General features: G+C 52.7%; 17 protein-coding genes and 1 tRNA gene. 6 read left to right on the top strand and 12 right to left on the bottom strand.

Translation table 11 applies throughout. From position 1 onward, the window contains the following. Positions 1-71 precede the first annotated feature (71 nt). Complete coding sequence (locus HMPREF0673_RS10075) at positions 72-1664, top strand: ComEC/Rec2 family competence protein (protein WP_007901792.1); 1593 nt, start codon at positions 72-74, stop codon at positions 1662-1664. Between the two features lie 5 nt (positions 1665-1669). On the opposite strand, the gene HMPREF0673_RS10070 is transcribed toward HMPREF0673_RS10075, so the two are convergent. From HMPREF0673_RS10070 to HMPREF0673_RS10060, 3 genes are all read right to left on the bottom strand, one after another. Next, positions 1670-2395 carry an ABC transporter ATP-binding protein gene (locus tag HMPREF0673_RS10070; protein ID WP_007901786.1) on the bottom strand — a complete coding sequence of 242 codons (726 nt, stop codon included), beginning with the start codon at positions 2393-2395 and terminating at the stop codon, positions 1670-1672. Between the two features lie 98 nt (positions 2396-2493). Then, positions 2494-5310 (bottom strand): excinuclease ABC subunit UvrA, encoded by a 2817-nt coding sequence (gene uvrA, locus HMPREF0673_RS10065; protein ID WP_007901785.1) that lies wholly within the window; start codon positions 5308-5310, stop codon positions 2494-2496. Positions 5311-5315: 5 nt separating this feature from the next. Continuing rightward, positions 5316-6029 (bottom strand): gliding motility-associated C-terminal domain-containing protein, encoded by a 714-nt coding sequence (locus HMPREF0673_RS10060; protein WP_007901779.1) that lies wholly within the window; start codon positions 6027-6029, stop codon positions 5316-5318. A 182-nt stretch (positions 6030-6211) separates the two neighbouring features. On the opposite strand from HMPREF0673_RS10060, the gene HMPREF0673_RS10055 reads away from it, so the two are divergent. After that, positions 6212-7564: a PBP1 and LysM peptidoglycan-binding domain-containing protein gene (locus HMPREF0673_RS10055; RefSeq protein ID WP_040596792.1), complete on the top strand. Its 1353-nt coding sequence runs from the start codon at positions 6212-6214 to the stop codon at positions 7562-7564. Positions 7565-7754: 190 nt separating this feature from the next. Further along, complete coding sequence (locus tag HMPREF0673_RS10050) at positions 7755-8498, top strand: porin family protein (protein ID WP_007901767.1); 744 nt, start codon at positions 7755-7757, stop codon at positions 8496-8498. 130 nt (positions 8499-8628) lie between these two features. Here the strand turns inward: HMPREF0673_RS10050 and HMPREF0673_RS10045 are convergent, their stop codons facing one another. Next, entirely contained in the window at positions 8629-10131 is a 1503-nt protein-coding gene (locus tag HMPREF0673_RS10045; RefSeq protein WP_007901758.1) for a PepSY domain-containing protein, read from the bottom strand. Positions 10132-10729: 598 nt separating this feature from the next. On the opposite strand from HMPREF0673_RS10045, the gene HMPREF0673_RS10040 reads away from it, so the two are divergent. Further along, positions 10730-12259, top strand: coding sequence for a peptide MFS transporter (locus HMPREF0673_RS10040; protein ID WP_007901754.1), 1530 nt, complete (start codon positions 10730-10732; stop codon positions 12257-12259). Positions 12260-12442: 183 nt separating this feature from the next. Here the strand turns inward: HMPREF0673_RS10040 and HMPREF0673_RS10035 are convergent, their stop codons facing one another. From HMPREF0673_RS10035 to HMPREF0673_RS10010, 6 genes are all read right to left on the bottom strand, one after another. Then, on the bottom strand, positions 12443-12955 hold the full coding sequence (locus HMPREF0673_RS10035) for a metallophosphoesterase family protein (protein ID WP_007901750.1): 513 nt from the start codon (positions 12953-12955) through the stop codon (positions 12443-12445). Beyond that, on the bottom strand, positions 12952-13575 hold the full coding sequence (locus tag HMPREF0673_RS10030) for a cytidylate kinase-like family protein (RefSeq protein WP_007901748.1): 624 nt from the start codon (positions 13573-13575) through the stop codon (positions 12952-12954). The genes HMPREF0673_RS10035 and HMPREF0673_RS10030 overlap by 4 nt, the downstream gene beginning before the upstream one ends. Positions 13576-13610: 35 nt before the next feature. Next, on the bottom strand, positions 13611-14981 hold the full coding sequence (locus HMPREF0673_RS10025) for an MATE family efflux transporter (RefSeq protein ID WP_007901745.1): 1371 nt from the start codon (positions 14979-14981) through the stop codon (positions 13611-13613). 37 nt (positions 14982-15018) lie between these two features. Then, positions 15019-16128, bottom strand: a complete 1110-nt coding sequence (locus tag HMPREF0673_RS10020) for a TlpA disulfide reductase family protein (RefSeq protein WP_007901741.1) — start codon at positions 16126-16128, stop codon at positions 15019-15021. 78 nt (positions 16129-16206) lie between these two features. After that, entirely contained in the window at positions 16207-17433 is a 1227-nt protein-coding gene (locus HMPREF0673_RS10015) for a BaiN/RdsA family NAD(P)/FAD-dependent oxidoreductase (RefSeq protein WP_007901739.1), read from the bottom strand. Between the two features lie 82 nt (positions 17434-17515). Beyond that, complete coding sequence (locus HMPREF0673_RS10010; RefSeq protein WP_040596790.1) at positions 17516-18457, bottom strand: TIGR01212 family radical SAM protein; 942 nt, start codon at positions 18455-18457, stop codon at positions 17516-17518. Positions 18458-18680: 223 nt separating this feature from the next. On the opposite strand from HMPREF0673_RS10010, the gene HMPREF0673_RS14340 reads away from it, so the two are divergent. Both HMPREF0673_RS14340 and HMPREF0673_RS10000 read left to right on the top strand, forming a co-directional pair. Then, complete coding sequence (locus HMPREF0673_RS14340; protein WP_007901736.1) at positions 18681-18908, top strand: Helicase associated domain protein; 228 nt, start codon at positions 18681-18683, stop codon at positions 18906-18908. 175 nt (positions 18909-19083) lie between these two features. After that, positions 19084-19156 (top strand) — tRNA-Met (locus HMPREF0673_RS10000). A gap of 94 nt (positions 19157-19250) precedes the next feature. On the opposite strand, the gene HMPREF0673_RS13485 is transcribed toward HMPREF0673_RS10000, so the two are convergent. After that, positions 19251-19763: a hypothetical protein gene (locus HMPREF0673_RS13485; RefSeq protein WP_007901734.1), complete on the bottom strand. Its 513-nt coding sequence runs from the start codon at positions 19761-19763 to the stop codon at positions 19251-19253. A 197-nt stretch (positions 19764-19960) separates the two neighbouring features. After that, entirely contained in the window at positions 19961-20200 is a 240-nt protein-coding gene (locus HMPREF0673_RS09990; protein ID WP_007901728.1) for a hypothetical protein, read from the bottom strand. Positions 20201-20225: the final 25 nt, after the last annotated feature.

Here is a 20225-nt window from a genome sequence, read left to right as displayed (position 1 = left end):
AGATGTCCGTATCGACCGACGCAGATGTCCGCGTCGACCGACGCGGATGGATTTTTTACTACTAACGACGAATGAAAACAAACGGCAAGTTACAATTATATCCTTGTTTGCGCGTCGCCATGTGCCTCATTGCAGGCATATATGTAGGCGATGCGACGGCAGCCTGTGTGCCACTTGTGCTATGGCAGTGGTTGTTCATCGGTTTGCTTGCTGTTGTCCTTTTGTTGTATCTGCTCAATCGCCATGCTATAGTGCAAACCCTCATTTTGTTTGGCATTATAGTGGCGGGTGGAGCGTGGCGCATAGCCTATGGAGAGCGTCAGCAAAGGTATGCCTTTTCGGGCGAAGAAGAAGCGTATGAAGCGGTTGTCGTGGCGCAACCGATAGAGAAAAAGCGTTCGTTCAAGTGTGAGCTTGCCATTGTTCGGGGCAGGCTGGCTGGGCATAAGGTGAACGCCTACTTCCAGAAAAGCCATACCGACACCGCTGCGTTGTCGCTTACTGTTGGCGATGGCATCACCGCGCAGTCCGTGTTCAGCCACTTCGACGATGACGCACGCGTTCAGCGTGGCGGTTTCAGTTGGCGTAGGCAGCGCATGGTGCGCAATATTGTTGCCCGAACGTTCATCGCTTCCGACGCTTGGAAGCGTGCAGAAGTAAGTGTTCGGGGGATGACCTGGCTCGGCAGATTGGGTTTGTCGCTGCAATCGTTGCGCCAAAGGCTGCTGCGACGATTGCGTGGTAGCTCTGTCTCCGAGGATGCGTATGCCACAATTGCGGCTATGACCCTCGGCGACAAGACTGCGCTCACCACCCAACTGCGTGAGTCGTATTCAAAAGCCGGCGTGTCGCACGTGCTGGCACTCTCGGGTCTGCATCTCGGCATAATCTACGCCATGCTCGCACTGCTTCTTGGGCGTTTGCGTAATACCGTTGTCGGACTCGTTTCTACAATAACCTTGATATGGCTCTTCGCCCTTATGGTCGGCATGTCGCCAGGTATAGTACGCTCGGCTGCCATGTTCACGCTTTATGCTTCGATGACCTATCTCTCGCGCGAATACCTCACGCTGAACAGCCTTGCGGCTGCCGCCACGATAATCCTCGTGGCGAGTCCGGCGATGCTGTGGGATGTGGGTTTTCAGATGTCGTTCCTTGCGGTGTTGGGCATTGTGATTGGGCACGCAATGGTTAGAAACAATCGTTTCTATGTGCGCTATTCGCGACGGGGAGTGGTGGGCAAGCTCGTGTCGCTCGTGTTCGTGTCGCTTGCAGCGCAGACGTTCGTGCTCCCATTGGTGATGTACTACTTCGGCAATGTGCCGTTATATTTTATTCTTGCTAACATCGTGGCTGTTCCGCTCACCACCTTAATTATATATGTAAGCATACTACTCTTCGTGTTGTCGCCGTTGTGTGCCCTTGGTACGTTGACTGATGTCGCCTGGCAGTGGCTGGCGGCAGCGGTGGGGTGGTTGGCGAGTGGAATGAACAGCCTACTTTCGCTCATTGCCAAGCTGCCAGGTGCAAGTGTCGAAGGCGTGTATATAAGCGCAGTGCAGCTATTCGCGATGTATCTGCTCATAGCTGCACTGCTCTGTGTGTGGCGTTATTGCCAACGAATGTACGACTCGGCGCATGGCACACCGATTGATAGAATTTAGTCGGGTTATACCTTGAAGTAGTCCTCCAGCTCGTTCATGGCTTCCGCGTCGCGGTTGTCGAGGTCTTTTATTATCACACCGTGCTCAAGCAGTGCGATGCGTGTAGATATCTCGGTGGTGTGTTGCAGGTTGTGGCTCGACACAATCACCGTAGCTCCCGTCTCCTTGTTGTAGTCGAGCAGCACCTTCTTCAGCATGTTCTGGCTTCTGGGGTCGAGGAAGTTGAACGGCTCGTCGAGAATAACCAGTTCGGGGCGGTTCAGCAGTGCGGCAATGATGCCCACCTTATGTCTGTTGCCGGCAGAGAAGTCGCGTATGTACTTCTTTTGGTTGAGTATCTCGCCGTTCATAAGTGGCTCGAAGCTGGTCAGGCGTTCAGCTATCTGCTCCTTCGTCATGCCCGATACACGTCCGATGAAGTCGAAGTACTCCTCTGCGGTGAGGAAGTCGATGAGGAAACCGTCGTCGATGTACGCACCGGTATATGCTTTCCAGTCCTCGCTCAGTGCTGGGTTGATTGCCTTCGGGGTGCCTTCCGTAGCAGGTTGCATTGTCACTGTACCTTCGTCCGCCTTCAGAAGGTCGAGCATAAGGCGGAACAACGTTGTCTTGCCGGCACCGTTGTTGCCGACCAGACCGAGGATATCACCATTGTTGATAGTGAAACTTTTAATGTCTACGGCAGTGTTCATGCCGAAGTGTTTCTCAAGATTGCAGAGTTCTATTTTCATATACTTCTAATTATAGGAGGGTATGGCATCCTGCCATACCCACGCTGATTGCTTCTTTAGGAGGGTATGGCATCCTGCCATACCCTCCTAAATATGTGTTATTCTAATTCTTGCTTAAGGAACTTCGCCGTGTAGCTCTCTTTGCACTCCGCCACTTCCTCCGGCGTTCCCTTTGCCAGCAGTTGTCCTCCACCGCGTCCGCCTTCGGGGCCCATGTCGATGATGTAGTCGGCGAGCTTTATCACGTCGAGGTTATGCTCGATGATTATCACCGTATTGCCACGGTCAACCAACTTCTGCAATACCTCCATCAGTATCTTTATATCCTCGAAGTGCAGACCCGTTGTCGGCTCGTCGAGAATGTACAGTGTCTTTCCTGTGTCGCGTTTGCTCAGTTCGGTAGCCAGCTTCACACGCTGGCACTCGCCACCCGATAGCGTTGTCGAAGGCTGACCCAGCTTGATGTAGCCTAATCCTACCTCCTTCACGGTCTTTATCTTCTGCAGAATGTTCGGCACGTTCTCGAAGAACTCCACCGCCTGGTTGAATGTCATATCGAGTACGTCGGCGATACTCTTGCCCTTGTAGCGCACCTCAAGCGTTTCGCGGTTGTAGCGTTTGCCGTGACACACCTCGCATGGCACGAGCACATCCGGCAGGAAGTTCATCTCTATGGTGCGGTAGCCACCGCCCTTACACGTCTCGCAGCGTCCGCCCTTCACGTTGAACGAGAAGCGTCCGGGCTTGTAGCCACGTATCTTCGCCTCGGGCAGATTGACGAACATGGCGCGTATGTCGTTGAACACGCCAGTATATGTAGCCGGGTTGGAGCGCGGTGTGCGACCGATTGGCGACTGGTCTACGTTCACCACCTTGTCAATGTTCTCTATTCCTTCGATGCTATCGTAGGGCATCGGCTTCTTCAGCGATCGGTAGAAGTGCTGCGAGAGAATCGGCTGCAGAGTCTCGTTGATGAGTGTCGACTTACCCGAACCGCTCACGCCCGTCACTACGATGAGCTTGCCCAGCGGAAACTCTACATCCACGTTCTTCAGGTTGTTGCCCTTCGCGCCACGTATCACGATGCTCTTGCCGTTGCCTTCGCGTCGGTGTTCGGGTATTTCGATCTTGCGCAGTCCGTTGAGATAGTCGGCTGTTATGGTGTGCTCCTTCAGCATCTGCTCGGGCGTACCCTGGAACACCACCTCGCCACCACGGATGCCCGCCTTCGGACCTATGTCCACGATGTAGTCGGCGTTGAGCATCATGTCGCGGTCGTGCTCCACCACCACCACGGTGTTGCCCATGTCGCGCAGCTCCTTCAGCGAGTGGATGAGTCGGTCGTTGTCGCGCTGATGCAGTCCGATGCTCGGCTCGTCGAGGATGTAGAGCACGTTGACGAGCTGCGAGCCAATCTGCGTGGCAAGACGTATGCGCTGGCTCTCGCCACCCGACAGCGTTGCCGACTGGCGCGATAGCGACAGATAGTCGAGACCTACGTCGAGCAGGAAGTTGATGCGCGTCTTTATCTCTTTCAGTATCTCCGTTGCGATGGCAGTCTGACGGCTGTCAAGGTGCGACTCCGCCTCATCAAGCCATTGCTTAAGTTGCAATATGTCCATGCCAGACAGCTCCGCTATGTTCTTGTCCCAGATGCGATACGACAGAGCTTCGCGATTGAGGCGTGCGCCGTGACACTCCGGACACTCCGTTACGGCGAGGAACTGCTCCGCCCATTTCTGTCCCGACTGCGAGTCGTCGTTCTCCATCACGGTGCGCAGATACTTCATCACACCGTCGAACGTACAGAAGTAGTCGCTCGACGTGTGCACAACGTCCTTGCTGATGCGTATCGTTTCGAGCGAACCGTAGAGCACTTCGTTTAGCGTGTCCTCTGGAATCTCGCTCACTGGTGTCTTCAGCGTGCACTCTGCCGCTTCAAGAATAGCACCTATCTGCCAGAATATCATCTGGTTCTTGTACTTGCCGAGCGGCACGATAGCACCCTCGTATATCGACAGCGAGTCGTCGGGGATTACCTTCTTCATGTCGATCTCGTTGACGTAGCCCAGTCCCTTGCACTTATGGCAAGCACCTTCGGGCGAGTTGAACGAGAACATATTCGGTGCAGGGTCGCGGTAGGATATGCCCGACGTTGGGCACATCAGTCGCTTTGAGAAGTTCTTTGCCACGCCCGTGTCCTTGTCGAGAATCATAATCAGTCCGTCGCCCTCGCGCATAGCCGTAGCCACAGTCTTGCGCAGGCGGTCGTCGAAACCCTCGCGCATCTGCATCTTGTCTATCACCACCTCAATGTTGTGGTTCTTGTAGCGGTCGGTCTTCATACAGCTCTTTATCTCAGTTATCTCTCCGTCGATGCGCACGTACAGGTAGCCCTTGCGTCGCAGCGTCTCGAAGAGTTCGCGGTAGTGACCCTTGCGCTGTCTGATGAGCACGGCGAGTATGTAAATGCGCTTGCCGGCATAGTCGGAGTTGATCATGTCGACGATGCGCTCCTCCGTGTACTTCACCATCTTCTCGCCCGTGACGTAGCTGTAAGCCGTTCCGGCGCGAGCGTAGAGCAGACGCAGATAGTCGTATATCTCGGTTGTGGTGCCCACGGTAGAACGCGGGTTCTTGTTGGTTGTCTTCTGTTCGATGGAGATAACCGGACTTAAGCCTGTTATCTTGTCCACATCGGGCCGCTCCATTCCGCCGAGGAAGTTGCGTGCGTATGCCGAGAACGTGTCGATATATCGGCGTTGGCCTTCGGCATAAATAGTGTCGAAGGCAAGCGACGACTTGCCCGAACCGCTCAGTCCGGTTATCACCGTGAGCGAGTCGCGTGGTATCTCCACGTCTATGTTCTTCAGGTTGTGGACGCGTGCGCCCCAAATGTTTATCTTTTCTCCCATAACTACTATTCCGTTGGATTAACTCCGCTGGTTTCTGTATATCCGCGCAGTAGGTTTACGTCCTTCTTGATGGTGTACTTTCTGCCGTCGGCACCCTTCGCTTTCACAAGCACGAAGTAGACACCCTGCTTCACATCCTTGCCGTTGAACTTGCCGTCCCATCCTCCGGCAGGGTCGTGCCACTCGTACAGTTTCTGTCCCCAGCGGTTGAAGATGTAGGCGTCGAACTCCACGATGCTCTGGTAGTTGCTCTTGGCGCGATACACGTCGTTGATGCCGTCGCCGTTGGGCGAGAAGGCGTTCGGCATCTCGAGTTTGCTCTCCGAGATTTGTATCGTTATCGGCTGTGCATCCTGCCAGTAGTCCTTGGTGTATGCCACGGTGTCGGTGCCGTTGATGAATGTAGCATAGAGCACGATGCGGTGCGAGCCAGCCTCGGTGAAGGTGTACTCCGTCTCCTCCTCGTAGCGCACGAGGTAGGGCTGCGTTGCACCCTCTTTGGTGAAGCGCCACTCGTAGTGGGGCGTGTACGCACCGATGTTCTCCGCGTTGGCGTGGAACACCACCGTGAGCGGAGCCGACCCCGAATAGCTTGTGCCTGTCTCTTCGCCTTCGTCGGTTGTGAATGTGGCTTGTGGGTCGATGGTCGGCACTTCGTCGGCGTAAGCCTGTAGCGTAGTGCAGAGAATCAACAATAATAGTGTCCTGATGTATTTCATTGTATACTTGTTTACTTGTCTACTCGTCAACTTGTCGCTCGTCAACTCGTAATGCAAAGTTACTTATTATCTCGCACACAGCAAAACGCTGCGACTTATTTATAACGTTATTTATGAACAAAGATTTTTGCAAACAATATATTTTGTGTACTTTTGCAATGTTAATTAAACAGAATATAGAAATGAGACGTAGTATCAGAATTCTCTTCTTGTTGTGCGCCTGGTTGCTGGCATCGTCAGTAGTGGCGCAGACCGCTAAGTGGCAGGACTTGTATAAGGTGAAGAAGAAAGACACAATATACGGCATTGCCCATAAATATAACATCACTATCGAAGAGCTTATGCAGGCAAACCCCGACATGCAGAAGTCCGACTATGTACTGAAGAAAGGCGAACAGCTGCTTATACCGTTCTCTAAGCAAGTGCAGCGTGCCGCTACCACCACTGCTCCTGCGTCAACCGCCACGCGTCAGCGTGTTGCTAACACCGTGAACGTAGGTGTGATGTTGCCGCTGCACAACGTGGATGGCGACGGACAGCGCATGACCGAGTACTATCGTGGTGTGCTCATGGCGTGCGATAGTCTGCGTAGTCAGGGCATCAACACCAACATCTTTGCATGGAACTTGTACAAGGATGCGGATGTTAGCCCCGTGCTTGCCGATGCCAATGCCAAGAACTGCGACCTCATCTTCGGTCCGCTTTACACCAAGCAGGTTAAGCCGATAGCCGACTTCTGTCGCAAGCACGGCATACGCCTCGTCATTCCGTTCTCTATCAACGGTGGCGACGTGGAAACCAACGACCATATCTTCCAGGTGTATCAGAGCAAGGTGCTCACCGCGGAACTTTCAGCGAATGCGTTTATGAACCGCTTCAAGGATGCTCACCCCGTGTTCGTCGACTGCAACGACTCGACGAGCGACAAGGGTATCTTCACCTCCGAGCTGCGCAAGCGCTTGGAGGCAGCAGGCTTGAGCTATAACATCACCAACCTCAAATCGTCGCCGGAAATGTTCGCCAAGGCGTTCAGCGCGGTGAAGCAGAATGTTGTGATACTAAACACTGGTCGCTCGCCGCAGCTCAACTCCACATTGGCTAAGCTGAACGTTCTGCGTGCCACGTTCCCGAATGTTCGGATAGCACTCTTCGGCTACAACGAGTGGTTGATGTATAAGCGTGTATATCAGGACTATTACTATAAGTACGAGGCGTACATCCCCACAGCATACGTCTACAACGAGTACGCTCCTGCCACCGCCAACTTGGAGCGCAGCTACCGCCAGTGGTTCAAGTCGGACATGCGTCAGGCTCTCCCACGCTTCGCCCTCACCGGCTATGACCAGGCGCAGTTCTTCATTCGTGGCATCAACAAGTATGGCGCGAAGTTTGAAGGCACACAGCAGCAGAACACATACACTCCGTTGCAGACTCCGCTGAAGTTCAAGCGTGTCAGCAATGGCGGTATGCAGAACAACAGCTTCATACTGTTGCACTATAAGCCGAATCGCACCATAGAGACCATCTCGTATTAAAAGTAAAAAAGCCCCTCCCAACCCTCCCCGTCGGGGATGGCTTGGCTGCGCCTTCCTCGGTTTAGGAGGTTTAAAAAGACTTAGAAAGGCTTAGAGAGGCTTAGTTCGGCTTAAACGCAGCCTTCAAACGGCTTAAACGCAGCCTTTAGGCGGCTTGTAGAGAATACACAGAAAAACCCAATAAGGATAAATGTTCAAAGTAAAGATATTAAGACAGGCGTTCCTCGCGTTGCTGTTGCTTGTGGCGACAGGCGTTAGTGCGCAGGTGGGCGACCATCGTAACGACTTCGCCCTCGGTGTCAACGGTGGCTACGTGATGAGTAGCGTGGGCTTCGTGCCTAAGGTTACGCAGGTGCAGCACCCTGGCTTCACCGCCGGACTCTCCTTTAGGTACACTTGCGAGAAGTACTTCAAGACATATTGTTCCGTGTATGCCGAGCTCAACTATGCTCGCATCGGATGGAAGGAGAGCATCCTCGACGTTAAAGACCAGCCGGTCATCAACCCCGTGACGGGTGTGGCTGAGGCTTATCAGCGCGACATCAACTACATACAGTTGCCGGTGTTCGCCCACTTGGCATGGGGTAAGGAGCGCAAGGGCTTGCAGTTCTTCTTCCAAGCCGGACCGCAGTTTGGCTATATGCTTGGCGAGTCGACAAAGACCAACTTCGCCTTGGCTGACCGCAACACCACCGATCGCGCCAATCAGACGTGTGCGCAGGACACGATGGCGGTGGAGAACAAGTTCGACTACGGCATCGCTGCTGGCTTAGGTGTGGAGTGGAGCATACCGCGTGCTGGTCATCTGCTGCTCGAAGGCCGCTACTATTACGGCTTGGGCAATATCTACGGCGACTCGAAGCGCGACTACTTCGCACGCTCCAACCACTCGAACATCGTCGTGAAGCTCACGTGGCTCTTTGATCTAAATTAGGGGGCACGCCTCGGTACATTCTCATAGGGGGTGCACTTGTCTCAAGTGCACCAACGTTTTATCGGTGCATTCTATTAGGTTGGTGCATTCTAATAGGTTGGTGCACTTGAGACAAGTGCACCCCCTTTAGTTACCTCTTTAACTTCAGTCCCGTCCACAAACACCACACGGCAGCAATGCCGAAGAAGAATATAAACACATAGGTGGCGGTGTTGTGCATGTAGATGCGGCAGGTGTGCACCTCGAGTGCCACGTTCCAAAGCGACATAGGCAAGTGGCGCAGCCGTTCGGGTTGTGCTATCTTCGTAGTACCTTCATAGTAATCAGTCACAACCTCCGTGACTGATTTTTTTGTGCCCTCACCGTTCGTGCCACTATGCTCAACAGCACTGCGGAAGTCGGCACTGTAGCCAGCTATCGCCTTGTTGCCGAACGGTGCGCCCTGCTTCTTCGGCGACGGCTTGCCCGTGAAGTAGTCGACAGAGCTGCCCGTGCGGCGGTTCCATACGTGCATACCGCTGAACGAACCGCATAGCCACATGCCGTCCTCGCGCTGCTGCCACACGTTCAGTCCCATCACGTTCTGCGGAGGAGCACTTGCTATGTGCTGTGGACGTGGAGCGTTGATGTCGCTGCCCAATGAGTAGAAGCCCTCAGACGTTGACAGAAGCCAGTCGCCCATCACGGCATCGTAGCGCAAAAGGCGCAGCTTGTCGTGCCACGCATTCTGGCTCTTCAGCGTAGTGAGCGGTAGGGTAGGCACCTTCGTCAGTGCGAGCACCACCATCACCGGCGGGCGCAGACACCAACCCGTGATGCAGATGAACAGCGTGGCGACTATCGTCTTGCGCCCCACGAGGTCGTGCCAGCGTAGCGTGTGCTTCATCGTGCGCCCCTTGCTCTGCCAGCGGTGCTTCGTGGTGCGCAGGCAGAAGAAGGCGATGCCCGTCAGTATCAGCACGATAAGCACAACGGCTATTGCGTCGACAACGAGTTTGCCGGCGAAGCCGAACAGCTCGCCGCTATGCAGCAGCCATATCGTGCGGAACGCCGTCGCGCGGTCTTTATAGTCGGGCGGGGCAGGCAGGGCTACGCAGTCGAACTGATTGTAGGGCGGCACGGCTACGTATGCGTGCGAGCGGCTCAGCACCACAAGCGTGTCACCGTGCGAAGCGATATCGGTCAGTCGCTCGTCCTGGTCGACAAGCGGCAGCTGTACGGTGTGCCATTTGCCGTGCATACCGAAGCGGTAGAGCGCGAACGGCGACACGGCGAACATGTGTGTTGAGGCTCCGCTGCCCACGGTCGTCACGTTGCGTATCTGTCGGTAGTCGGCACCCGTAGGCAGTCCGTCGTTGAAGTCGGCAATCTGCGTGGCAGTGGAGTCGGCAAGGAACATGCCCGACGCACCATATATTAATATGTGTGAGTCAAACGGCAGCGTGCCGCGCATCAGTCCGCCGTTCCACTGGCGATACTCGTAGCGCGAGGGCAGCAGCGTGCGCGACACGTTGATGTCGCTGATAAGCTCGCGGTGGTTGAGCAGTATGCCCGAGATGCAGAACATCAGCAGGAAGAAGCTGATGAGCAGTCCGAACCATTTGTGATGTTGTATGAGTTTTCGTTTGTTCATATTGTTCTGTCTTTATAATGTGCAGTGCAGGGGGCAGTGTAGGGGGTGCAGTTGTCTCAACTGCACCAATTAATATAATTGTGCATTCTACATAGTTGGTGCAGTTCTTGCTTTGGCAAGCGGCGAAGCCGAGCGGAGACAACTGCACCAATTAATATAATTGTGCATTCTACTTTGTTGGTGCAGTTGAGACAACTGCACCCCCTAAGCAAGTGTTTCCGTTTTACTCTGCAAAGTTATTAAGAAAGTTTCGTACTTGCAATCCTTATTTGTTGTGATTTCTTGACTTTTGGCACCGTTCGCGTTCGCCGTCCAATCGGATTCCGTTCGCCGTCCGATCAGATTCCGTTCGCCGTCCGATCAGATTCCGTCCGCCGTCCGATTGGATTCCGTTCGCCGTCCGATGCACAACTGCAGCAATACATCGTCCAAAAGCCTACCACCACGCCCCGATAAAGCCCCCACAACTATATAATTGCTATATTTTGTTACGAAAAGATGACATACATTTGGCAAATAGAATTATTCTTCTTAAATTTGTAAGTTGTGATTTTATAACTACGGAATAATAACTTAATCAATAAAAACAATACAATTTATGTTTGAAAATCAACCAAAAGGTCTGTGGGCATTAGCCTTGGCAAACACTGGTGAGCGTTTCGGCTACTACACCATGCTTGCTGTGTTCTTACTCTACTTGCAGGCTAACTTCGGTTATGCTACCGGAACAGCAAGTACAATTTACTCAACTTTCCTGATGATGGTCTACTTCCTTCCTATCATTGGCGGTATCGCAGCCGACAAGTTCGGTTTCGGCAAAATGGTGACAAGTGGTATCTTCATCATGTTCATCGGTTACCTCGTGCTCTCGCTTCCGCTTGGCAAGGACATGGTGGCAGCAGGAGCAATGGGCCTTGCGCTCGTCCTGATAGCTTTCGGTACGGGTCTGTTCAAAGGCAACCTGCAGGTGATGGTAGGTCGTCTGTACGACGAGCCGAAGTATGCGCAGAACCGCGACTCTGGTTTCTCGCTCTTCTACATGGCTATCAACATCGGTGCGATGTTCGCTCCTACAGCAGCTATCAAGATAATGGATTGGGCACAGACAAGCCTCGGTGTGTCGGTAGAAGATTCTTACCACTTCGCTTTCGCCGTAGCATGTGCATCGCTCATCGTTAGTATCGCTATATATTATATCTTTGGTTTCACCTACAAGCACGTGCTTGCTTCTGAAACAAAGAAGAAGGACGACGACTCTTTAGAGCGTAAGGATTTCAACGAGCTTTCTCCTGCAGAGACAAAGGAGCGCATCGTTTGCTTGTGCCTTGTGTTTGCTGTGGTTATCTTCTTCTGGATGGCGTTCCACCAAAACGGTGCTACCCTGACACTCTTTGCTCGCGACTATACGCAGAAGACCTCTGAGGGTCTGCAGTCAATGGCGTTCGACGTGCGCAACCTCGTGGCTTGCATCTTCGTAGTTTACGCAAGCTTCGGACTCGCTCAGAGCAAGACCTTCAAGGGCAAGCTCATTTCGCTCGGCGTTATCGTTGCTGCTATCTCATACCTCTTCTATGCTTACAATGCTCTTGAGGGTACAGTAGACGTTAAGGCTCCTATCTTCCAGCAGTTCAACCCGTGCTACGTGGTGGCGTTGACACCAGTGAGTGTGGCTATATTCTCTTGGCTCAACAAGATTGGCAAGGAACCGACATCGCCTGAGAAGATTGGTTTGGGTATGCTTGTAGCTGCTCTCGGCTTCGTATGGATGGCTGTAGGCTCTATGGGTCTTGAGTTGCCGCTCACACAAGGCGACCCTGCTACTGAGGGCACTCGCGTAAGTGCTAACCTCCTCATCTCTACATACCTCATCCTCACCTTTGCCGAGCTTCTGCTCTCGCCGATCGGTATCTCGTTCGTAACGAAGGTGGCTCCTCCGAAGTATGCAGGTCTGATGATGGGTCTGTGGTTCGGTGCTACTGCTATCGGCAATCAGCTCGTAATGCTCCCAGGCATCATGTGGGGTCAGAACCTCAGCCTTGTTACTATCTGGGGCGTTCTCGCCGGTATCTGCTTGCTCTCTGCAGTATTCATCTTCTCTATCATCAAGAAGCTGAACAAGGTTAGCTAATTACAGGGGTGCAGTTGTCTCCGCTCGGCTTTGTCGCTTGCCAGAGCAAGAACTGCACCAACAAGATAGAATGTACAATTATGTTAATTGGTGCACTTGAGACAAGTGCACCCCCTGAAAAAAATCGCCCACAAGCTCAATCGAGCTTGTGGGCGATTTGCGGTATATATACCTTATAATATATTACATCGCGCTGTGCCTGCCTGGCGTACCTAACGTGATCACTTCGCAATCCTTCATTGTTGCTCCGTCGATGGTGAGTCGGACGAGGGTGCGCTCCGTCTGCCATCCCTGCAGCCCGGCTGCTCCGGGGTTGATATGCAGCAGTCCGAGCAGTGGGTCGTTCTTTATCTTCAGTATGTGCGAGTGTCCGCTGATGAAGAGCTTCGGCGGTCGCTCCATTATCTGTCGGCGTATGCTCGGGTCGTACTTGCCTGGGTAGCCACCGATGTGTTTCATCAGTACCTCCACCTCCTCACACTTGAATCGCAGCACCTCGGGGAACATGAGGCGCAGGTCGCCGCCATCGCAGTTGCCGCAGACGGCACGCAGCGGACGAAACTCAGCCAAGCGCTCCGCGAGCACCGTCGAGCAGATGTCGCCACAGTGCCATATCTCGTCGCATGGCTCGAAGTGTTTCAAGTAGCGGTCGTCCCAGTAGGAGTGGGTGTCGCTGATTATGCCTATCTTTTTCATCGTTTCATTCTCCTTCTTATAAAGTCGGCTATGAACTCCTTTGTGCCTTCGGGTCCGAGGCGCGACGCATTGATGCAGAGGTCGTAGCTTGCGCTGTCGCCCCACGTCTTGCCCGTGTAGTAGTTGTAGTAGGAGGAGCGTGTGCTCTCCTTGTCGCTGATTAGCTTGCGTGCCTCCTCAGCCGAGCAGTTGCGTCGCTTGCAGATGTTGCTGACGCGCTCGTCGAGGTCGGCTGTGATGAACACCGTCACCATGTTCGGCTTGTCGCGCAGCACATAGTCGGCACAGCGACCTACGAAGACGCACGATGACTCGTCGGCTGCCTTGCGTATGGCATCGCTCTGTATGCGGAACAGACTCTCCTGCGAGAGTCCGTTGTCGTAGAACGACGAGTCGGAGATGAACGGCACGTGCATGTGGAATATCTGGTCGAGGAAGCCCTTGCGCTCGTCGTTCTTCTCGAAGAACTCGGGACTGAAGCCGCTCTCCTTGGCAGCCAGCTCAAGCACTTCGCGGTCGTAGAACGTGCAGCCGAACTCCTCTGCCAGCATCTTTGCTATCGTTCTGCCGCCACTGCCAAGCTGGCGACCTACGCTGATTATAAGTTTATCGTTGTTCATGTCTCTTTGCTTTAGTTTGTTAATGTAGCTGTCGGTTATACTGCTGCCCCCTCAGCTTGCGCCGCCTTGAACTTCTTCACGTACTTCGTGAGCAGCACTATTGCCACAACGAACGAGATGACATCGCTGATGGGCTGCGCGAGCCACACACCGTCGGTTTGGTAGAAGTTGGGCAGTACGAGCAATGCCGGCAGGAAGAACAGGAGCTGGCGCGAGAGCGAGAGCAACATGCTTATCTTAGCCTTGCCGATACTCTGGAAGAAGCCAGTGCTTGCCATCTGTGCGCCCACTAATGGGAAGGTGAGCATGGTGATGGTTATGGCACGCTCCGAGATGCGGATGAGTGTCTCGTCGGAGGTGAACAGGCGTGCGCACTCGTAGGACATGGTCTGTGCAATAGCCCAGCCGACGGTGGTGATGAGCACCGCGCCCGTCATGGTGTACTTCAGTACGCGCAGCAGACGGTCGTAGTTGCGTGCGCCGTAGTTGTAGCCTGCGATTGGGAACATGCCCTGATTCATGCCCATGTTTATCATTATGAAGATGAACGCAATCTTGTTCGTTATGCCGAACGCGCCCACTGCGAGGTCGCCACCGTGGAAAGTGAGTGCCTTGTTGATGAAGATGATGACGATGCACGAGCAGGCGTTCATGGCGAACGGCGAGATGCCGATGGCTATGATGTTCTTGATTATGTGCGACACGGGGCGGTAGATGCCGCGCTTGAAGTGGACGATGCACTGCGGATTGCTGAATATCCTCAGCTGCCAGCACAACACCGCAGCCTGCGCAATGATTGTGGCGAGAGCCGCTCCGCATATGCCCATGTGCAGCGGCCAGATGAAGATGGGCGAGAGTATGGCGTTGAGCACCACCGTCATTATCGATGCCATCATGGCCGAGCGCGGCTTCGACGCGGCACGCAGTATGGCATTCATGCCGAAGAACATGTGCGAGATGGCGTTGCCGGCGAGCGTGATGACCATATACTCGCGTGCGTAGGGTAGGGTGGCATCGCTTGCGCCGAAGAAGCGCAGGATAGGGTTGAGGAAGAGAAGCGATATGATGCTGAACGCAACGCCGATGATGACGTTCAGCGTGAAGGCATTACCGAACACACGCTCGGCGGTGGTGTAGTCTTTCTGTCCCAACTTCACCGATATGCACGTAGAAGCACCTACGCCCACACCGGCACCAAACGCCGCCGCGAGGTTCTGCAAGGGGAATGTAACGGCAAGGCCGCTGATGGCGAGTGCACCGCAGCCTTGTCCGATGAATATACTGTCTGTCATGTTGTAGAGCGACGCCGCCGTCATGGCAGCGATGGCGGGCAGCGCGTACTGCATCAGCAGCTTGCCCACGGGCTTTGTGCCCAGCTCAAGAGTAGCCTGTTTGCTGTTATCCATAAAAACCTATTGAGTGTGAGGGGTGTTCTGTTGATAACTACTCTCCGTAAATCTCTCTCAGCTTAGCCTCCAGCTGCTCGCCTCTGAGGTCGGCTGCGATAATCTTGCCAGTAGGGTCGACAAGGTAGCTTGCCGGTATCGAGCGTATGCCGTACACCTGACCGGCTACGCTCTGCCAGCCTTTAAGGTCGGAGAGGTGAACCCAGTCGAGCTGCATCTCGGCGATGGCCTTCTTCCAGTTCTCGAGCTTGTTGTCGAACGACAGACCGACCACGTTGAAGCCCTTCGACTTGTACTTGTCGTAAGCAGCCTTCACGTGAGGCATCTCCGCACGGCATGGTCCGCACCACGAAGCCCAGAAGTCGATGAGCACGTAGTTGCCCTTACCGCAGTACTCCGAGAGCTTGTGCGGATTGCCGTTGACATCGTTCTCGGTGAGGTCGGTGAACGGCTTGCCGATGATGCCTGCCTTCTTGACAAGCATAGCCAGATACTGGCGTGCAGGAGCAAGCGCAGGGTGCTTGGCGTAGGCGTACTTCTCGTTGAGTATCTCCTGCAAAACCGGGAACTCCACGTAGTACATCACGTTGTTGACGAAAGCCACGGGGATGAGGTTGTCCTTGTTCTCCTTGATGATTTCGAGCGAACGGAGCGATACGCTTTCCGAGATGTCGTTAAGCTTCGGACCGAGCTCGTTAGCGAGCTTCTGCAGCTCTGCCTCGCTCATGCCGCTCTGCTGAGCCTTTGTAAACTGGGCGTAGAGAGCCTGCGCCTCACTGCCGAGGGCGTCTATCTCGCGGTCGTAGGCGTTGAGCTTGGTGTTCTGCTCCGAGCCGGTGAGCGTTTTCTTCTCGAGGTCGGCAACGATAGGTGTGCCGTCGTTGAAGAATGCGCAGTACTCTTTCTTAGTAACGGTGAGTCCGAGCAGTGCGTCCTTCTCAGCCGAACCCTTCAGCGCGAACTTGCCGTCTTCGACGGTGGCACTGTCGATTGCGGTCGGGCGATTGCCGTTTACGTCCATTACATATACCTTACTAACACCTGCTTGGCAGGTGCCTTTAATGCTATACTCCGTACCAGGAATTGATTGCGCGCAGGCTGTCAGTGTGATGACAGCGAATGCGAGTGTTGAAAGAATTGATCTCATGTGTAAAAATTATTGGTTTATTAATTTTGCAAATATACTGATTTTATGTGTAACGGCAAATATTTGAGTCCGCTTTTTTCATTGTTCGCCGATGTGCTGGCCTACTACATAGCCCATAGTCCATGCTGCTTGCAGATTGAAACCTCCGGTGATGGCATCGACATCGATCACCTCGCCGGCGAAGAAGAGTCCTGGGCAGTGCTTGCTCTGCAGCGTGTGCATATCTATTGACGAGAGCGAGACACCGCCACATGTCACGAACTCGTCGCGGAAGCGGCCCTTGCCCGTGATGCGGTATATGTCGTTGGTGAGTGTTTCCACGATGCGGTTGAGGTTCTTCTTGCCCAATTCGCCCCACTTGCGTGTGGGGGCGTTCTGCGTCTTCTGCAGCAGGTAGAGCCACAGGCGCGATGGCAAGTCAAACGGGCGTATCGTGGCAAGCTGCTTCTGTGGGTTGCGTGTGGCGATGGAGGCTATCTCCTCCTCCGTCACGTTGCGTCTACTCTCGCCCGTCCAGTTGATTGCCACGTCCGCCTGGTAGTTGTGCTCCTGCATATAGCGTGCGGCATGAGCAGAGAGCTTCAGCGCAGCCGGTCCGCTCATGCCCCAGTGGGTGACGAGCAGCGGACCCTCAGCGCGGAACTTCGTGCCGGGCAGTGACGCGATGGCGTCTTCTACCACGGTGCCCATGAGCGTAAGGAAACTGCGGTCGGCTATGTTGAACGTGAAGAGCGATGGCACGGGCGTAGCTATATCATGGTCTAAGCGTGCGAACACGTCGAGTCCTTCGCCCTTCGTAGCACCGCCCGTGGCGATGGCAACGCGGTCGAAGTCGGCTTCTTTGCCACCGGCGAACGTGAGGTGGAATGTGCCGTCGGCGTTTCGGCTGATGTCCTTCAGCTGGTAACCGCCCAGCTGCTTTACGCCGAGACGCGAGGCAAGCGTGGTGAGACAGTTGACAACGCTCATTGCATCCTGCGACACGGGGAAGACGCACTCGTCTTCCTGCGTGGTGAGTGGCACGCCTTCGCGCTCGAACCATGCGTAGGCAGCGTGGTGGTCGAAGCGTTTGAAGAGACGTTTCATGAGTTTGTCGCCACGCGGATAGGCGTGCTTAGGGTCGCTGATCTGCTCGAAGGAGTTGGTCAGGTTGCAGCGACCGCCACCCGTGATGGCTACTTTGGCGAGCATCTTCTGGTTCTTCTCGAAGATGGTGATGTCGGTGTCGGGATAGTTGCGCTTCGCTTCTATTGCTGCAAAGAAGCCGGCTGCGCCACCTCCGATAATGGCTATGTGTAGTGGCATGATGGTGTGGTGTTGTTGTGGTGAGATGGTGTGGTGTTGAGATGTTGAGATGTTGAGATGTTGAGGTGTTGACAATACCTTTTTACTCTTTTACTCTTTTACTTTTAAAAGCTCCTTGCCACGTGTCGAGTTCCTTCATTCTGTTCACAAGTCGGTTGGTGAACTCATGGTTCTTTATGCCCCATTTCGGAGCAATGAGCATGTCGGCAGGCGACTGGCTGACGAAGCGCTCCACGATGATGTCGCTGCGCAGACGCTCGAGGTAAGCAATGCAGGTGTCGATATACTCGTCGGGCGTGAAGAGCTTGAAAGGTTTTTGCGTGTATTCGTCGGCGAGCTGCGTGCCACGGATGATTTGCAACTGGTGTATCTTCAGAATGTCGAGCTTCAGCTGCGACACTATCGAAGCTTGGCGTATGTTCTCATCGCGGTCTTCGCCGGGCAGTCCGAGTATTATGTGTCCACCGGTGAGAATGCCACGGTCGTGCGTTAGTTCTATTGCTCGTCGGCTACACTCGAAGTCGTGACCGCGGTTGATGTGGCGCAGCGTGTCGTCGTTCACCGACTCGATGCCGTACTCCACGATGAGGAACGTGCGGCGGTTTAGCTCTTCTAGATAGTCGAGCAGCTCGTCGCTAATGCAGTCGGGGCGTGTGCCGATGACCAGTCCCACTACGTCGTCCACAGCCAACGCCTCCTCGTAGCGCTGTTTCAGCACGTCGAGTGGGGCATAGGTGTTGCTGTAAGCCTGAAAGTAGGCAAGGTATTTCATGTCGGGATACTTGCGACGGAAGAACTCCTTGCCCTCTTCCATCTGCTGCGCTATCGGTTTCGACGGTTGGCAGTAGGACGGGTTGAACGTGCGGTTGTCGCAGAAGATGCACCCACCGTGTGATAAGGTGCCGTCTCTGTTTGGGCAGGAGAACCCTGCGTCAACGGAAATCTTCTGTACACGGAACGGAAACTGCTGGCGTATCCACTGACCGTAGTCGTTATATGGCTTGTCTTTAAATTGTTCTGTCATTATTTTGTTTATTGTTCCTTTTCCTTTTTTACTTTTATATAGGCTGCGTGGTATGGGCAAGATGCCCATACCTCCTACTTTTTACCTTTTTACTCTTTTACTTTTTTAGGCTGCATCGGTGGTGCAAAGTTACTCGAAATAACCCATATCCACATTATTTTATATAATTGTTTTGCGATGTTGTAATGTTTTTGTACTTTTACACCTCATAAATCAGATTGCTATGCGAACTAAGAACGAAGAAAAATGGTTGAGTCACTATAAAGCACTTCGCTGTTACCTTGAAGCAAATCATCAACTGCCCGATAAGAAAAAGGTAGAAAACCGCGGACTACTCAACTGGTGGAAGTATAATAAAAGGCTTTTGAAAACCGGTCGACTCACCGAAGAACGACTCGAATTGTTGCGTCAGCTGAATGCTCTGCGCTACAACAAACTTCTCGAACTTTAATGGAAAAGAGTCAAAAACAGACGATTTTGGGGGCTGATAAGATGCTAAAAGTATGTTTTTTGCTATGATTTGAAAAATAATTACGAAAACATTTGGCAGTCTCGCTAAAAAGTCATACCTTTGCACTCGCAATTCAGAAATGCTTCTATTGCTAATCTGAATGCGTGGTTAATATCGCGGAGTGGAGCAGTTGGTAGCTCGCCAGGCTCATAACCTGGAGGTCGCATGTTCGAGTCCTGCCTCCGCAACTACAAATGGTCGAAATTCCTTTATACAAAGGGACTTCGACCATTAATCGTTTATGGGCGTTACGGAGACTCGGACGGTAGCTCGGACGCTTTGTTAGTTGTTTTTAATGTTTCTGCAGTGCAGCTCCTGCACGTCATCTGCTGTAGTTTTAATAAGAGCTTCCAAAGCTTCGGTGAAAGCCTGTTCGTTCTCACTCCTTAGAGTGTTCATCTCTGCAGCTACGGTAGCACGCTCTTCGTCGGTTGTTGCTAAACGGTTACGCTCAGCAAGAGACTTTATCTTTGCTCTCAATTCTTTCATTTCTAACCTTTTCATAATAAGGATGTTGTTTATATAAGACCTGAAAAATACGATATTATAGTTTGTCTTTATCAGTTTCTTTTTTTTTTCTTCTTTTGCAAAGCCCATAAGCTCCATCCATATACGGTGTTCTTCTTTTCGCTTTGCAGCCCTGGCAGCCATTTCTTGTTCTAATTTGCGTCTTTTTTCTCTCATTCTTTTTATTTTTTCATCGTGACTCAACGATGAAGAATAGCCGTTATTTCTTTCGGCTAAAAGTACAAGAAGGACTGATACTATCCAGCTGAAAATAAGTATTCCTAACATATTGCAGACGATTTAATTGGTTATACCGCAAATATACGCAAAATATTTGAGACTGCAAAGTCTGGAGCCAAAAACATTTTAGTATATGCCATGGTGCATTATCGGCGGCGATGCATCAGCCATAGTGTTGCCATAAAAAATGCTACTTTTGGTTTGTGAACCGAAAGTAGCACTTATATAAGACCTGAAAAAATACATTATTGCTGTTTGCTTTTATGAAGATCTTTTAAAAATTGATTAAACTCTTTCCTTTTAAGTTTATATTCCCTCCATTTTGCATCAATTTCAGCCGTTTCTTGTTCTACTCTGCGTCTTTTTTCTCTAATTCTTTTTATTTTTTCATCGTGACTCAACGATGAAGAATAGCCGTTATTTCTTTCGGCAAAGACTACAAAAAGAACTGATACTATCCAGCTGAAAATAAGTATTGCTAACATATTGCAGACGATTTAATTGGTTATA

Source organism: Leyella stercorea DSM 18206, assembly GCF_000235885.1.
Classification (GTDB): domain Bacteria; phylum Bacteroidota; class Bacteroidia; order Bacteroidales; family Bacteroidaceae; genus Prevotella; species Prevotella stercorea.
Note: the sequence above shows the minus strand (reverse complement) of the source record. Positions and strands in the feature narration are given on the sequence as shown.

What these genes read in the sequence shown, in the direction of transcription:
- HMPREF0673_RS13485 (WP_007901734.1), bottom strand. Translation starts at nt 19,763, where the DNA reads ATGTTAGGAATACTTATTTTCAGCTGGATAGTATCAGTCCTTCTTGTA.
- HMPREF0673_RS10070 (WP_007901786.1), bottom strand. Translation starts at nt 2,395, where the DNA reads ATGAAAATAGAACTCTGCAATCTTGAGAAACACTTCGGCATGAACACT.
- HMPREF0673_RS10060 (WP_007901779.1), bottom strand. Translation starts at nt 6,029, where the DNA reads ATGAAATACATCAGGACACTATTATTGTTGATTCTCTGCACTACGCTA.
- HMPREF0673_RS10020 (WP_007901741.1), bottom strand. Translation starts at nt 16,128, where the DNA reads ATGAGATCAATTCTTTCAACACTCGCATTCGCTGTCATCACACTGACA.
- HMPREF0673_RS10010 (WP_040596790.1), bottom strand. Translation starts at nt 18,457, where the DNA reads ATGACAGAACAATTTAAAGACAAGCCATATAACGACTACGGTCAGTGG.
- HMPREF0673_RS10015 (WP_007901739.1), bottom strand. Translation starts at nt 17,433, where the DNA reads ATGCCACTACACATAGCCATTATCGGAGGTGGCGCAGCCGGCTTCTTT.
- HMPREF0673_RS10040 (WP_007901754.1), top strand. Translation starts at nt 10,730, where the DNA reads ATGTTTGAAAATCAACCAAAAGGTCTGTGGGCATTAGCCTTGGCAAAC.
- HMPREF0673_RS10030 (WP_007901748.1), bottom strand. Translation starts at nt 13,575, where the DNA reads ATGAACAACGATAAACTTATAATCAGCGTAGGTCGCCAGCTTGGCAGT.
- HMPREF0673_RS10055 (WP_040596792.1), top strand. Translation starts at nt 6,212, where the DNA reads ATGAGACGTAGTATCAGAATTCTCTTCTTGTTGTGCGCCTGGTTGCTG.
- HMPREF0673_RS14340 (WP_007901736.1), top strand. Translation starts at nt 18,681, where the DNA reads ATGCGAACTAAGAACGAAGAAAAATGGTTGAGTCACTATAAAGCACTT.
- HMPREF0673_RS10045 (WP_007901758.1), bottom strand. Translation starts at nt 10,131, where the DNA reads ATGAACAAACGAAAACTCATACAACATCACAAATGGTTCGGACTGCTC.
- HMPREF0673_RS09990 (WP_007901728.1), bottom strand. Translation starts at nt 20,200, where the DNA reads ATGTTAGCAATACTTATTTTCAGCTGGATAGTATCAGTTCTTTTTGTA.
- HMPREF0673_RS10050 (WP_007901767.1), top strand. Translation starts at nt 7,755, where the DNA reads ATGTTCAAAGTAAAGATATTAAGACAGGCGTTCCTCGCGTTGCTGTTG.
- HMPREF0673_RS10035 (WP_007901750.1), bottom strand. Translation starts at nt 12,955, where the DNA reads ATGAAAAAGATAGGCATAATCAGCGACACCCACTCCTACTGGGACGAC.
- HMPREF0673_RS10025 (WP_007901745.1), bottom strand. Translation starts at nt 14,981, where the DNA reads ATGGATAACAGCAAACAGGCTACTCTTGAGCTGGGCACAAAGCCCGTG.
- HMPREF0673_RS10075 (WP_007901792.1), top strand. Translation starts at nt 72, where the DNA reads ATGAAAACAAACGGCAAGTTACAATTATATCCTTGTTTGCGCGTCGCC.
- uvrA (WP_007901785.1), bottom strand. Translation starts at nt 5,310, where the DNA reads ATGGGAGAAAAGATAAACATTTGGGGCGCACGCGTCCACAACCTGAAG.